Source organism: Dermabacter sp. p3-SID358 (assembly GCF_025147465.1).
Classification (GTDB): domain Bacteria; phylum Actinomycetota; class Actinomycetes; order Actinomycetales; family Dermabacteraceae; genus Dermabacter.
The window spans coordinates 112,257-126,118 of record NZ_JALXOZ010000001.1 but is presented as its reverse complement, the minus strand read 5'-3'; the positions used below and the strand labels follow the sequence as shown (position 1 = coordinate 126,118).

14 protein-coding genes and 1 tRNA gene are annotated in these 13,862 nt (G+C 61.1%); 5 read left to right on the top strand and 10 right to left on the bottom strand.

Annotated elements, in window-relative coordinates:
• Window positions 1-7 precede the first annotated feature (7 nt).
• Window positions 8-307 carry a DNA primase gene (locus M3B90_RS00645; RefSeq protein ID WP_259888120.1) on the bottom strand — a complete coding sequence of 100 codons (300 nt, stop codon included), beginning with the start codon at window positions 305-307 and terminating at the stop codon, window positions 8-10.
• A 112-nt stretch (window positions 308-419) separates the two neighbouring features.
• On the opposite strand from M3B90_RS00645, the gene M3B90_RS00640 reads away from it, so the two are divergent.
• On the top strand, window positions 420-707 hold the full coding sequence (locus M3B90_RS00640; RefSeq protein WP_259888119.1) for a DUF5703 family protein: 288 nt from the start codon (window positions 420-422) through the stop codon (window positions 705-707).
• A 62-nt stretch (window positions 708-769) separates the two neighbouring features.
• The gene (locus M3B90_RS00635; protein WP_259888118.1) at window positions 770-1,273 is read left to right on the top strand and encodes a prepilin peptidase; all 504 of its coding nucleotides are present in this window, start codon (window positions 770-772) and stop codon (window positions 1,271-1,273) included.
• A gap of 435 nt (window positions 1,274-1,708) precedes the next feature.
• On the opposite strand, the gene M3B90_RS00630 is transcribed toward M3B90_RS00635, so the two are convergent.
• Window positions 1,709-1,794 (bottom strand) — tRNA-Leu (locus tag M3B90_RS00630).
• Between the two features lie 153 nt (window positions 1,795-1,947).
• Here M3B90_RS00630 and M3B90_RS00625 point away from each other — a divergent pair.
• The gene (locus tag M3B90_RS00625) at window positions 1,948-2,412 is read left to right on the top strand and encodes a tRNA (cytidine(34)-2'-O)-methyltransferase (protein WP_259888117.1); all 465 of its coding nucleotides are present in this window, start codon (window positions 1,948-1,950) and stop codon (window positions 2,410-2,412) included.
• Here M3B90_RS00625 and M3B90_RS00620 read toward each other — a convergent pair.
• From M3B90_RS00620 to M3B90_RS00585, 8 genes are all read right to left on the bottom strand, one after another.
• Window positions 2,409-3,299 carry a shikimate dehydrogenase gene (locus M3B90_RS00620; protein ID WP_259888116.1) on the bottom strand — a complete coding sequence of 297 codons (891 nt, stop codon included), beginning with the start codon at window positions 3,297-3,299 and terminating at the stop codon, window positions 2,409-2,411. The two genes, M3B90_RS00625 and M3B90_RS00620, sit on opposite strands and share 4 nt — an antisense overlap.
• Window positions 3,281-4,429, bottom strand: a complete 1,149-nt coding sequence (mltG, locus tag M3B90_RS00615; protein ID WP_259888115.1) for an endolytic transglycosylase MltG — start codon at window positions 4,427-4,429, stop codon at window positions 3,281-3,283. The genes M3B90_RS00620 and mltG overlap by 19 nt, the downstream gene beginning before the upstream one ends.
• A 9-nt stretch (window positions 4,430-4,438) precedes the next feature.
• Window positions 4,439-4,921 (bottom strand): Holliday junction resolvase RuvX, encoded by a 483-nt coding sequence (gene ruvX / locus M3B90_RS00610; protein ID WP_259888114.1) that lies wholly within the window; start codon window positions 4,919-4,921, stop codon window positions 4,439-4,441.
• Entirely contained in the window at window positions 4,918-7,599 is a 2,682-nt protein-coding gene (alaS, locus tag M3B90_RS00605) for an alanine--tRNA ligase (RefSeq protein WP_259888113.1), read from the bottom strand. The genes ruvX and alaS overlap by 4 nt, the downstream gene beginning before the upstream one ends.
• Before the next feature lie 138 nt (window positions 7,600-7,737).
• Window positions 7,738-8,361 carry a 30S ribosomal protein S4 gene (gene rpsD, locus M3B90_RS00600; protein ID WP_259888112.1) on the bottom strand — a complete coding sequence of 208 codons (624 nt, stop codon included), beginning with the start codon at window positions 8,359-8,361 and terminating at the stop codon, window positions 7,738-7,740.
• A 141-nt stretch (window positions 8,362-8,502) separates the two neighbouring features.
• The gene (locus M3B90_RS00595) at window positions 8,503-9,891 is read right to left on the bottom strand and encodes a replication-associated recombination protein A (protein WP_259888111.1); all 1,389 of its coding nucleotides are present in this window, start codon (window positions 9,889-9,891) and stop codon (window positions 8,503-8,505) included.
• 4 nt (window positions 9,892-9,895) lie between these two features.
• The gene (locus tag M3B90_RS00590; RefSeq protein ID WP_259888110.1) at window positions 9,896-10,339 is read right to left on the bottom strand and encodes a hypothetical protein; all 444 of its coding nucleotides are present in this window, start codon (window positions 10,337-10,339) and stop codon (window positions 9,896-9,898) included.
• Window positions 10,336-10,683 carry a hypothetical protein gene (locus M3B90_RS00585; RefSeq protein WP_259888109.1) on the bottom strand — a complete coding sequence of 116 codons (348 nt, stop codon included), beginning with the start codon at window positions 10,681-10,683 and terminating at the stop codon, window positions 10,336-10,338. Before M3B90_RS00585 ends, M3B90_RS00590 begins: the two co-directional genes overlap by 4 nt.
• 47 nt (window positions 10,684-10,730) lie before the next feature.
• Between M3B90_RS00585 and M3B90_RS00580 the strand changes: the two genes are divergently transcribed.
• Window positions 10,731-12,200, top strand: a complete 1,470-nt coding sequence (locus M3B90_RS00580; RefSeq protein ID WP_259888108.1) for a leucyl aminopeptidase — start codon at window positions 10,731-10,733, stop codon at window positions 12,198-12,200.
• Window positions 12,201-12,434: 234 nt separating this feature from the next.
• Window positions 12,435-13,844: a dihydrolipoyl dehydrogenase gene (gene lpdA / locus M3B90_RS00575; RefSeq protein WP_259888107.1), complete on the top strand. Its 1,410-nt coding sequence runs from the start codon at window positions 12,435-12,437 to the stop codon at window positions 13,842-13,844.
• The last annotated feature ends 18 nt before the right edge of the window (window positions 13,845-13,862 follow it).

Here is a 13,862-nt window from a genome sequence, read left to right as displayed (position 1 = left end):
AATTGGCTCAGTCCTCGTCGTCCTCGTCGTAGTCATCGTCCTCATCGAGGTCGAGATCATCGAAATCATCGAAGTCGTCGTCTTCGTCGTAGTCGTCATCGTCGTCATCGAAAATAATGAACGGGGTCGCGACGTTGTATGCATCGAACAGTGCGTCGTCGTAGTTCTCGAAGGCGATCGAGAGACGCTCAGTCGCGACATCGAGCTGGTCTTCATCCTCGCCATTCGTGGCGGCGATGACATCGTAGTGGCGCTCAAGAGCGGCGATCAGGGCGGTCAGTGCGGCGCGAGGATCTTTCGTGTTCATGGAACGAAAATACCCCGAATCAGGAGCGAACGGTAGCGGATTGCCCGGATTTCGGCGCCAATTTTTTGCGGGCCCGGCGAGGTGGCAGACTCAGCGGAAGAAAGGAGCTCCCATGACGAATATTCCGGATCGCTCACGCACGTCTGTGCTACCTCCGAAATGGAAGGTCTCGAGGCCCTCGAACCTCACGAAAGCTCCGGTGAGCAAGGGCCGCTCCGTTCGCGACTACGAGTTTCAGGTTCTGACGATCCCGAAGGGCACTTCGATCGGCCAGGCACGACAAGCTCTCACGGATGAGGCCGAATACGGGCGTTGGGAGCTCGCACGCACTCAAAAGTTCATCGGCGGCGGCAAGAAGGTGTGGCTTCGCCGGAGAATTATGCGCGTAAGCGCTCCGTAGCAGTTATCCACAGCGCAAGGCTTCAGGCCCCTTTGTGCTCATGAATGTGATGGACTAAAGGCGTGATCAGCACTTTCGATTCGACCGCTGCGACCGTGCTTTTTGCTTTTGTCGCGTGTGCGCACCTGACCTTCGCGGTTCCGCTTTCCTATATCGATGTTCGCGAACATCGCCTTCCTAACAAGCTCACACTCGCGCTCAACGGAGCAGTAGCCTGCACAGCGGCGACCGCCGCGCTCATTGCCCCTTCTCTCACCGCTCGTGTTCTCGGAGCATGCGCCCTCAGCCTCGTGGTCGGAGTTATTGCTTGCGGATTCGCCCTCCTCTCCCCCGGGAGCATCGGCATGGGCGACGCGAAAGTCACGCCTGCAACCGTTCTCCTGGCCGCTCTCGGAGGCATGCCTATTCTTCTCGGCGCCCTGGCGTGGCTTTGCGGTGCGGGCGCGTTCGCCGCACTCTGGGTACTTCTCCGCACACGCAGTACGAAAACCCGCTTCGCTTTCGGGCCAATAATCTTGAGTGCCCCTTACGGTGGCCTTGCTCTCTCGCTCCTCGGTCTCTTTTGAGTGTTCCCTTGACGGACTGGGCGATCCCTGAGCACAGGACCTCCCCGCGGGGGTGGCGGGTAAAACTGTGGTGCGGGCGGGGCGGGCGAAGCGTTCATCACCTCTCAAGGCACAGCTTCGCCCGCGGTTCCAACCGATCTTCATTCATGCCGTGGCGAAGGCTGTGAAGTGAGGCCCCCGCCTCATCTCCGCTACCTGCACCGCGTTAGCGCATGCCCGCTCCGCGAGGTTGGAACTCGTCTCTCCGCCCCTACGAGACGCCCATCACAATAGAAACAGAGGCAACGAACCGGGGCGCGACCTTTAAATGAACGATCGATAACTTTAAATGAACGTTGATCAGGCGTTCAGTCGTGGGCTAAGCCCGAGAGTAAGAGGAAGCACGAAACAAAAGAACAACCCCGTGCAGGATCTCCTGCACGGGGTTTGTCTCGGTGTCCGAGGGGGGACTTGAACCCCCACGCCCTTAAGCGGGCACTAGCACCTCAAGCTAGCGCGTCTACCTATTCCGCCACCCGGACCGGGTTTTGCCGCTTCTTCGTTTGCGACTCATTGAGATTACCACCGCAGGCACCTCCGGGGAAATCAAGCGCCGCAATTTCACCGTTTCGTGAAGGGAATCACGCGAGGGTGCAGTGCTACTCCCGCCCATACACCGTGAGAAACTCAAAGGCATGCCCCACATCATGTTTTTTGAGCCCCTCATCCCAGGCAACACCGGCAACGCCATCAGGCTTTCTGCCGTCACCGGTGCGCCACTTCACCTCATTAAGCCACTCGGCTTCAATTTTGGCGACGCCCATTTGCGGCGCGCTGGGCTCGACTACCACGATCTCGCCGTTATGACGGTTCACGACAGCCTTGAACAAGCATTCGATGCTCTGCCTGCATCTCGCGTGTTCGCCTTCACGGGCCACACAAGGCGCCGCTTTCACGAAATTCGCTACGAAGAATCGGACGTCCTTCTCTTTGGCCGTGAGGACACGGGCCTTCCCGACTGGGTTCTCAAGCACCCCCGCATTACGGATTCGGTACGCATCCCCATGCTTGAGGGGCGTAGGTCGCTCAATCTCGCAAATTCGGCATCGATTGCCGTCTATGAAGCGTGGCGCCAACTTGGCTACCAGGGTGGGTGCTAACGCGCCGACCCGAAGACCTCCTCATACATCGCTTCTGCAGGTGCTTGGTCGACTCCGCACATGAGTTCCACCTGGCGGGCCGCTTGGTGCGCGAGCATATGCGCCCCTGTCGCGAACGCAGGCTCACAAGTCCCGTCCAGCGTGGAGACGAGGGCCGCGTGAATACGCTCGAGCGGGGTTGGATGAGGAAAATAGAGAGCGTCAAAAAAGGCCGACGGTACCCGCGCTACATCGTGCATATGCCGCAAGACTCGCTCGGCGACGACTTCTGCACCCTCGAGCGCGAGCGCACTCGCGACGATATCCGAGTGGAAACTTAACTCGGGCCGATCCCAGTCGCCTACGTTCACGCGTGCACCCCGGCGAATCAATAAAGACTCGAGCGGGGCAAGTTTCTCTCGCGAGCGGGCAAGAAGAGTGAAGTTGGTGCAGCCGGCTTCGCAAAGAGCGGTCGCGAGTGAAAGCGCGGTTGCGCCCGATCCAAGTAGGGTTGCGCTCTCGATTCCCGAGATTCTTGCCGAGGCAAGAGCACCGGTTATACCCGCAACATCAGTGTTAAAAGCGGCGTATTGGCGATGACGACCCTCGCCGAGAGGAATGAGGGTGTTTGCGATACCGAGCTCTGCGTGGGGGCCGTGGGCGAGGGCAAGCTCATGCGCGTGGATCTTGTGCGGCATGGTGACGCTTACGCCGTCGAGCGAAGGCAGAACGTCTCGAGCGAACTGCTCGAACTCTCCGCGCGGCACATGGATCCGTTCGTAACTCACACCGTCAATGCCGAGGGCGCGATACGCAGCCGCGTGAAGCTCGGGGGAAAGTGAATGCGCAATCGGATCCCCGATCACCGCCAACCGAAGCGGCCTCACAGCTACTTTTTCTTCGCCCACTCGCGCCACTCCTGCACGTTCTTGTCATGCTCGGCCTTGGTGCTCGCAAACTTCGTCTCCCCCGTCTCGGTATTGACCGTCACCCAGTACAGCCATGGCCCCTCGGGCGGGTTCTTCACGGCATCAATCGTCGCATCGCCGGGGTTCGAGATTGGCCCGATGGGGAGCCCGGGATGCTTGTAGGTGTTGTAGGGAGAGTCAGTCGCGCGTTGCTCGGGCGTCGTTGAAATTGTTTCGCTCTTTGTAAAGTAGGCAACCGTCGAATCGAGCTGGAGGTTCATGGGCTTACCGCCCGCTTCACCGACGCCTGCGAGGCGATTCTCGAGAGTGCGCACAACCTTGCCGTAGTCCTCCGGATCCCGGGCTTCCTTTTCCACGATCGAGGCGATCGTGAGGGTCTCGTGCCACTTCTCTTGAGGTATGCCCTTCTTCTCAAGCTGTGCGGTCATGCGTGAAACCATCTGGTCGAGAATGTCCTCGGCCGAGTCTTCCTCACGGAAATCATACGTACCCGGCCACAGGTACCCCTCGATGGATTGTGCCGGATTTTCGGGAACGCCACGCGCCTCGTAATCGGCGCCGGCCTTCTCGAAATCTTCAACGGGTAAACCAGTTGCTTCACTGAGGCGCTCGTACATTTTTTGCGCGGTCTGCCCCTCGGGGAACGTCACGCGAATCCCCACTCGGCTCGCGGGATCGAGAAGCAAACGCAAAGCAGAGGCTCCACTCATCTGCTTACGGAGTTTGTACGTGCCGGGAGTGATGTTTGCAGCATCCTGGCTCGCCGAAAAAGCATTGACGAACGGGCCCTTCGTTTTAATAACGCCGGCTTTCACGAGGGTTTCTGCGATATCCGAGCCGGTGTCGCCGTTGTTCACGACGATCTCGACCTCACCCTTGCCCTCGCCGTCAAAGTCCTTCGAGGTGTGTGAAACATTCACGTTGTTCGAAATCCAGGAGTAGCCAAAGAATCCGCCACCGCCAAGCGCCGCAAGCACGAGAACCACAAGGATGGCTGGCACAAAGCGTTTGACTTTGTTCTGCTTTGTATTCCGACGCTTGTCGCGCCTCGAGCTCGGCTGAGTTTCGCCTGACGAGCCCAGCAGGTCCTCAAGGGAAGAGTCTGGCACGAATACTCCTTAGTGGGAATCGCCGGGGCTCCACGGCTCTCCGGCCGCGGCGCCGCGGGCGCGTTCAAAATCGAGGGCGGTCTGGAGGATCATGACCGCTGCGACCTGGTCGATAACCGGCCGATGGGTCCGGTGCCGGCGACCGGAGTCGCGTAGAGCACGGTGAGCACTCACTGTGCTCAAGCGTTCGTCTACAAGGTACACGTCGTAGTCGGGTTCTCCCACAATAGGCTCAAGATCGGCGAGTTCCGAGACGAAGGAATGGGCTTTCTCGACAGCAGTGCCCTCCTCCCCGCTCAAAAGGCGTGGCTTGCCCACATAGAGACGCTCGGCCTCAAGCTCGGTGATAAGCGCCTGAAGCCTGGAGGCAGCGTCAGCGCGCGGGAAAGTTTCGACAGGCGTCGCAAGGAGACCGTCGGCATCGCTTCGAGCAACGCCGACCCGAGCGTCGCCCACATCGACGCCAATCCGCACAAAGCGGCGCGACATCATGCGCGTCCGCGAAGCGCCGTTGTAATCGTGTCCAGGGCGGCCGACACGAGCCCTGGCTCACCGCCACCACCCTGAGCGAGATCGTCCTTGCCTCCGCCACGGCCGTTCATGGCAGCCGCAGCATCGCGCAAGAGCACCCCGGCTTTGATGCCTGCTTCTCGCGCGGCAGCGTTTGTGGCAACAACGAGGGCGGCGCGACCGTCGGACTCTCCTGCCAACGCGACCACGCTCGCCTCCGACTCCCCGAGCCTCGCCCGCAGATCAGTGGCGAGAGTGCGCAAATCGCCAGCGGCGACGCCCTCCCCCGCATCATGCACGAGGACTCGAACGCCTGAGACAAGAACCGCAGCCTCGACGAGCGAGCCTGCTTGCGCTTGAAGCTGCTGGCCACGCATCTGTTGGAGATTCTTCTCCATTTCCTTCACACGCTTCGTCAGAGCCTGAACGCGCTCGGGGATGTCCTCAGCTCCAACCTTGAGGATCTCCGCGAGCTGCGACACGAGCGCGTGTTCCTTCGAATGGAACTTGTATGCGCTCTCGCCCACGAGCGCATCCACACGACGCACGCCGGAGCCGATCGACGATTCCGATACGAGCTGGACGGAGCCGAGGCTGCCGGTGATGGGGACGTGAGTGCCGCCGCACAGTTCGCGCGACCAATCACCACCGATGGACACAACGCGCACGATATCGCCGTACTTTTCGCCGAAGAGGGCTTGAGCGCCGAGTGCCTTTGCCTCATCAATCGGCATCTGGGCGTCGGTGACTTCGAGGTTTTGCTGCAGCATCTGATTGACCTTGCCCTCAACCTGCGCGAGCGAGCTCTGGGGCACGGCCTGGCCGTAGCGGAAGTCGAAGCGCATGCGGCCAGGAGAGTTTTCCGATCCAGCCTGAGTTGCACCGTCGCCGAGTTCTTCGCGAAGCGCCTGGTGCACCATGTGCGTGGCCGTGTGAGCACGCGCGATGGCGCCGCGGCGCTCGGTGTCGATGCGCGCGATTGCCGCCTCTCCAGCCCGAGCACTTCCTTCAATAAGACGACCGCGATGAACCGAAAGGCCTTTGACGGGTGCTTGAACATCATCGACTTCGACGATGCCGCCTCCCGAAAGATTGATCGTGCCCTGGTCGGCGAGCTGGCCACCCATCTCGGCGTAGAACGGAGTCTCGGCGAGAACGATTTCGATATCGGCGGGCGCGCTCACATGCTCAGTGAGGGCACCATTCACGAGGATCGATCCGACAGTCGTCGAGACCGTGTCGTCCGTGTACCCCACGAAACGCGTGAGACCGTGCTCGTTCACGATGTCATGGAAAAGAGCAGTGTCCGTGTGGCCAGCCTTCTTTGCCTGAGCATCGGCTCGTGCGCGCTCACGTTGCTCCTGCATCGCGGCACGGAAACCCGCCTCGTCAACACGAAGGCCCGCTTCTTCGGCCATCTCGAGCGTGAGGTCAATCGGGAAACCGTAGGTGTCGTGAAGTGTAAAGGCATCCTCGCCAGCGAGGACATCCGAGCCGCTCTTCTTGAGGTTCGTGCTCAGCCCTTCGAAAATCTGCGTGCCGTGCGAGAGCGTGCGGCGGAAAGCGTCTTCCTCCGCGTAGAGCACGTCCTCGATTGCACCAAACTTCTCCTCGAGAACCCGGTACGAGGCCACCATGGCCTGCTTCGACACCGGGAGGAGCTCGGGTAGTGCCCGCTTATCAAAACCAAGAAGGCGCATCGAGCGAACGGCACGGCGAATAAGGCGACGCATGACGTAGCCGCGCCCCTCATTCCCGGGGCGAACACCATCGGAGGCGAGCATCATTGCGCTGCGCACGTGGTCGGCGACGACACGCATGCGGACATCGGATTCCTCATCGCCTGTGCCGTAGCGGCGGTCCGTAAGCTCCTCAGCATGGGCGATCACGGGGAAAACCTGATCCGTCTCGTACATGTTGTTCTTGCCCTGAAGAAGATAGGCAAGGCGTTCAACGCCGAGTCCGGTATCGATGGCCTTACGATCAAGCTCGCCGAGGAGCGGGTAATCCTTGCCACTGCCCTCGCCGCGCATGAACTGGTCAAACACGAGGTTCCAGATCTCGAGGTAGCGATCACCACCCGGATCAACGTTTCCGCCTTCAGCTTCGGGCCCAAACTCAGGACCACGATCGTAATGCCACTCGGCACACGGACCCGCAGGCCCCGGCTGCCCGGTCGACCAGAAGTTTTCCTCTTTCGGGAGTCGCACGATGTGCTGGGGGTCGATGCCGATCACTCGCGTCAGGTGGTCGAACGCTTCCTTGTCGTTCTCCCACAGGGTGATCCACATACGATCGCCTTCGAGGCCATAGCCACCGTCCTCGACACTGCTCGTCAGAAGCTCCCATGCGAAGTCGATCGCGCCTTCCTTGAAGTAGTCGCCAAAGCTAAAATTGCCAGCCATCTGAAAGAACGTGCCGTGACGCGTGGTCTTTCCGACGTTGTCGATATCGTTCGTGCGAATGCACTTTTGCACGCTCGCCGCACGAGGCCAGGGCGCCTCATCGGTGCCAACGATGTAGGGAATGAACGGCACCATTCCGGCAACCGTGAAAAGGATTGATGGATCGGATGAAACGAGCGAGTCGCTCGGGACGATCTCGTGGTCCTTTTTCTTGAAGAAGTCGAGCCAGCGGCGGGACACCTCGGCTGTCTGCATGGATTCTTCCTTCCCTCAGCCCTCACGGGCACGGACTGGGCTGGGCATTCAATAACAAACGGCCCCGACCAAGTGTACGTTCTCGTACTGGTCGGGGCCGCCTGACACGAAGGCCGTGAGGCCTCCTTCATAAAGAAATCAGCGCGCGTAGTACTCAACGACGAGCGCGACGTCACAGGTCACGGGGACCTCGGAACGCTTCGGACGTGAGACGAGTTGAGCCTTGAGCTCCTCGAGCTGAACCGAGAGGTACGAAGGAACCGATGCCTGAACATCGGAGTTCGAACCCTCGGCGGCATCCGCGAAAGCCTCAAGAGTCTGCGACTTCGGCTTGACCTGGATGGTCTGGCCGGGCTTCACGCGGTACGAGGGGATGTTGACAATCTCGCCGTCCACGAGGATGTGACGGTGTGAGACGAACTGGCGAGCCTGAAGGATCGTGCGAGCGAAGCCCGCGCGAAGGACGAGAGCGTCGAGACGAGTCTCGAGAAGCTCGACCATCGACTCACCGGTCAGACCCGGAAGCTTCTTGGCCTCAACGTAGGCGCGGTGAAGCTGCTTCTCGCGAAGCTGGTACTGAGCGCGCAGGCGCTGCTTCTCGGTCAGACGAACCGCGTAGTCCGAGTTCGAACGGCGGCCGCGACCGTGCTGGCCCGGCGGGTAAGGGCGCTTCTCGAAGTACTTGACGGCCTTCGGGGTAAGCGCAAGACCGAGCGCACGCGAAAGGCGCGCGGTACGACGTGCTTTGGTGACGTTGGTCACGTAGGTTACCTCAATTTCGATGCGATGAATCCAGTTTGGCAGCCGCGGATTCAGCGCAAAACTTTACCGTGCCCAATCGCCTGCCTCAAGCGTTTCGAGGGCTTGAGTGGGCCGTACCGCTGTGGGATCGCTCACCGCACCTCAACCGTCGGCCCCCTGGGGTCCATCTGCTCCCCTCGTGAGCGAGCGCAGAATCGCGAGCGAACTCTTCACGCGCCCTTCGAATCCGCGATCTGTGGGCTCGTAGTAGTCAACTCCAACGAGGTCGTCTGGGGCGTACTGCTGGCGCGCCACGCCGCGAGGCTCATCGTGTGCATACACATACCCCACGCCGTGCCCGAGCTTCTCCGCTCCCTTGTAGTGGCCGTCGCGTAAATGTGCGGGCACTGAACGCCCCTTGCCGTGCCGCACATCCTCGATCGCGCGGTTAATCCCCATGTAGCTCGCGTTTGACTTCGGGGCTGTCGCGATATGTACAACCGCTTGGGCGAGAGGAATTCGCCCCTCGGGCATCCCGATCATCTGTACGGCTTGCATCGCGGCAACAGCAACCTGGAGCGCGGTGGGGTCAGCCATGCCCACCTCTTCGCTCGCGGCAATGACCACGCGGCGCGCGATGAAGCGCGGATCTTCGCCCGATTCGATCATGCGCGCGAGGTAATGCAGGGCCGCATCGGGATCACTCCCCCGCATCGATTTTATAAACGCACTCACAACGTCATAGTGCTGATCGCCCTCGCGGTCGTAAGTAAGCATCGAGCGGTTAATCGCATGAGCGAGGATGTCGCCGGTAATGCGCCGTTTCGGAGATTTGAGCGCCGACGCCGCTGCCGCTTCAAGAGCCGTGAGCGCCTTGCGGGCGTCGCCGCCGCTCAGGCGCACGAGAGCCTCGCGCGCGTCATCATCGAGGTCAACCGATCCGCCAAGGCCTCGTTCCTCGGTCAGCGCGCGTGTGATCAGCGCATCGATCTCGTCAGCCCCGAGTGAATCGAGTGTCAGCACAATCGAGCGGGAAATGAGAGGCGTGATGATCGAAAAGTATGGATTCTCGGTAGTCGCGGCAACCAGTGTCACCCAGCGATTTTCGACCGACGGCAAAAGCGCGTCCTGCTGTGACTTATTGAACCGATGCACCTCGTCAACGAAAAGGATCGTCTCACGGCCGGTCGTGCGTAGGCGCGAACGCGCGGCATCGACCACGGCGCGAATGTCCTTGACCCCCGCGAGAACGGCGGAAACTTCCACGAATTCACGATCGCCTTCGCGAGCGACGGCGTAGGCAATAGTCGTTTTCCCTGTCCCGGGCGGGCCCCACAAGATGATCGAACTCGGCGCCGTGTGCGAATCATCCTCTCCCACGAGTCGAAACAGCGGCGAGCCGTCAGCCAGGGCGTTTTTCTGACCAACGATCTCTTCGAGAGAGCGAGGCCGCATTCGCGCCGCGAGAGGAGCGCGATGATCGACGTTGCGGTCCGCAAGAGTTTTGGGCGCCTCGGCGTCGGGTTTGAGGGAAAAGAGATCGTCGTCCACGTCTCTAGGGTAACGAGGCGCGGCGCGATTCCCTGTGGCGAGCGACGAGAACAGAGATGCCCGCCACGAGCGGCAGCACGAGCGGAACGTACCCGTATCCCTCACCAAAATGCGACCACACGGTGGCCTTCGGAAACCACTCGGGCTTGACATAGCTCAATAGGCCAACGCCAAGCACACCCACGAGTTCGACACCGACGAGGCTCACAATCGCGGTCCAGTGGGGGACCTTCTTCATGAGCAGCACAGCGATTGCAACGTAGGTAAGGGCCGCAAAAATGCTCAGGGAAAAGGCGAGCGGAGCTTCCGAAAAATTGCGGATCGATTGCACAAGCGCCCGGGCCGTGGCAGATACAGCGAACACGCCGTAGACCACGAAGAGGGCGGTGCGAAAGCCACGGGAGACGTTTTGTGCGTCGGGCTCGATTCTCGATTGTGGACGCGTCACTTTGCAAACCCCTCTGGCCAAATCTGAGGAAGACGGTAAGCGAGAAACACGCATGTGAGCGCAATCGCGGCGATCGCCAAGGAGCCCCACTTGGTTCTCTCAAGGAAGGAGATGTACACGCCCGCAATCGGCAGTGCGACGGCGGTCGCGACATAGCCCCAAAAAATCACGGCATCGGCGGGCCCAACAGGGGCGAGGAGCCACGCGAGAGCTCCAATGAGCCACACGAGTGCGAGAAAAAGAGAGGCTCCCATGAGTACGAGATCCGCGGGGAGGTCTTTGATCATGTAAAGCGCGCCAAGCGCGGCGACGAAAGCCGCAACGACGTACAAAACGACCAGCATGTGCCCGCTCCCACCTCAAATTCGAATGACTCCCCTACGATAAGCGCATGGCACATATAACTCTGAGCATCAGCAACGTTGATTCGATCACGACCGATGTGCTCGTGGTCCCCCTCCTTAAGGGCAAAGACTCCGCCCCGGCGACGCCCGCGGGTTTGCCCTCGCTCGAAGAATGCTTCGCCGCGGTCAAGGCAGACGGCGCTAAGGGCGCGCTCACCACCATTCCCGCTCCTTCCGGCTACAAGGCCCGCGCAATCGTGGGTGTCGGCCTTGGGGCAGAGGCACTCGAAGACGTCACCTGCGAAGACGTGCGCTACGCCTTCGGCTCCGCCTCCCGTAGCCTCACCGGACACAAGAGCATTGCGCTCGCCTTCCCGGCCGCTTCAGAAACCCATATCGCCGCGGCCCTCGAAGGTGCGGCTTTGGGCGCCTACGCCTATGTTTCTTACAAGAGCGATGTTAAGGACGAGCACAAGCCCGTCGAAGAAATCGTCCTTGCAGTCACGGATAAAAAGGAACTCAAGGCACTCGAACCAGTCGCCAATCGAGCCGAGACGATCGCGCAGGGCGTTCACATCGTTCGCGACCTGGTCAATACTCCACCCAACCTCCTCTACCCCGAGTCCTTTGCGGACCGCGCAAAGGAACTCACGAAGAAGCTCCCCGTGAGCGTCGAGGTCCTCGATGAAAAAGCCCTCGCCGACGGCGGCTACGGCGGCATCGTGGGCGTTGGCCAGGGCTCGACCCGCCCGCCGCGTCTCGTCAAGCTCACGTACGCGCCGAAACGAGCGAAGCGCCACGTGGCCTTCGTGGGTAAGGGCATCACGTTCGATTCGGGCGGCATCTCACTCAAGCCCGGCGCCGGCATGGACGAGATGACAATGGATATGGGCGGCGCGGCCACCGTTCTCGCGGCAACCATCACTGCCGCTGCACTCGAGCTCGACGTGAAGGTCACGACTTTCCTGGCGCTCGCGGAAAACCTCCCCGGAGGCGGTGCGCAGCGCCCCGGCGACGTTGTCACGATGCGCAACGGCAAGAGCGTCGAGGTGCTCAACACCGATGCCGAGGGCCGCATGGTCATGGCGGATGCCCTCGTCGACGCTTCAGCGCTCGAGCCCGATCTTCTCGTTGACGTTGCGACGCTCACTGGAGCCGCGATCGTCGCCCTCGGTAACCGCACCGCGGGCGTCATGGGTGTCGATGAAGCGCGCGATGAGGTGTGGGAAGCCTCGAAGGCGGCGGGCGAACCCATGTGGCCGTTGCCCTTCCCCGCGGAACTCCGCGAGGGCCTCAACGGCCGCGTTGCCGACCTCAGCAACATCGGCGAGCGCCCCGGTGGCGCGCTGAGCGCTGGCATCTTCCTCAAGGAGTTCGTCGGCGAGACAAAGTGGGCACACGTGGACATCGCGGGGCCTGCATTCACCCAGAAGCCGTTCGGCTACAACAACATCGGTGGGACTGGCATGAGCATGCGCACACTCGTCGAGGTGATTGAGCGCGAAGCCGCTAAGTAACAGTTCTGCGCGATTGTCGCGCGGGCACCGTCGGAAATCCCCCACTTCACCCCTTTGTTACGCGGGCTGAGGTGGGGGCTTTCTCACGCTCATGGCTTGCCTTGCGCGAGCCACGGCAACGTCCAGGCGATTCCCCTACGATAATGGGCGTGCATGCCGCACCGGCTGGCTTTGCGTTCGAGGCCGGGACCTTCGGCGACATGACCCCAATCCTCAACAGTTAGGGAGCTGAACGTGGCGGATACCTCCACAGACCAGAAGTTCGACATCGTGATTCTGGGAGGTGGCAGCGGCGGCTACGCGGCCGCGCTGCGCGCCACCCAGCTCGGCAAGAGCGTTGCCCTCGTCGAAAAGGACAAGCTTGGCGGCACTTGCCTTCACCGCGGCTGCGTGCCCACGAAGGCGCTGCTTCACGTGGGCGAGATTGCCGACACCCCGGCTGAAGCCAAGGCTGTCGGCATCGAGATGACGACCTCCGCGGTTAACACCGAAAAGATGCTCGATTTCAAGAACAAGGTGATCGGCCGCCTCTACAAGGGCCTCCAGGGACTTGTGGGCTCGTCCGGCGCAACCCTCGTGAACGGTTTCGGTCGACTCACGGGCAAAAACACGGTCGAGGTTGAGGCTGAGGACGGCTCGAAGCAGACCCTCACGGGCGAGAACATCATCCTCGCCTCGGGTTCGTTCTCGAAGACTCTTCCCGGTCTCGAGCTTGGCGGCCGCATTATCGACTCCGAGGTGGCGCTCCAGCTTCCTGAAGTACCGAAGAACCCCATCATTCTTGGTGGCGGCGTGATCGGCGTAGAGTTCGCTTCCGTGTGGAAGTCGCTCGGCGCTGAGTCCGTCACGATCATCGAGGGCCTGCCCCATCTCGTCGCAAACGAGGACGAAGCAATTTCAAAGAACCTCGAGCGCGCTTTCAAGAAGCGCAAGATCGCCTACTCGCTCGGTGTGTTCTTCGAGAAGGCGGAGCAGACTGAAACTGGCGTCAAGGTCACTCTCGCGAACGGCGACACCTACGAGGGTGATTACCTCCTCGTCGCTGTCGGCCGCGGCCCGCAGACCCAGGGCCTCGGTTACGAAGAGCAAGGCATCGACATGGATCGCGGTTTCGTACTCGCGAACAAGGAAACCCTTGAAACGAATGTTCCCGGAATCTATGCCGTTGGCGATATCGTTCCGGGCCTCCAGCTTGCTCACCGTGGCTTCCAGCAGGGCATTTTCGTGGCTGAGCAGATTGCGGGCTTGAGCCCCCAGCCCATTGATGAGTCGGGCATTCCGCGCGTGACCTACTGCGAACCGAACATCGGCTCGGTTGGCCTCACGGAGAAGCAGGCCAAGGAGAAGTTCGGCGACGACAACGTCGCCACATACGACTACAACCTCGGCGGTAACGGCAAGTCGCAAATTCTCGGCACTCAAGGCTTCATCAAGCTTGTGCGCGAGAAGAACGGCCCCATCGTCGGTGTCCACATGATCGGTGCACGCCTTTCGGAGCAGATCGGCGAGGCGCAGCTCATCGTCAACTGGGAGGCGGAGCCCGAGGATGTTGCTTCGCTCATCCACGCCCACCCCACCCAGAACGAGGCGATGGGCGAGGCTGCACTCGCTCTCGCTGGCAAGCCCCTCCACGCCCACGCCTGATCACGAGGAGATATTCAC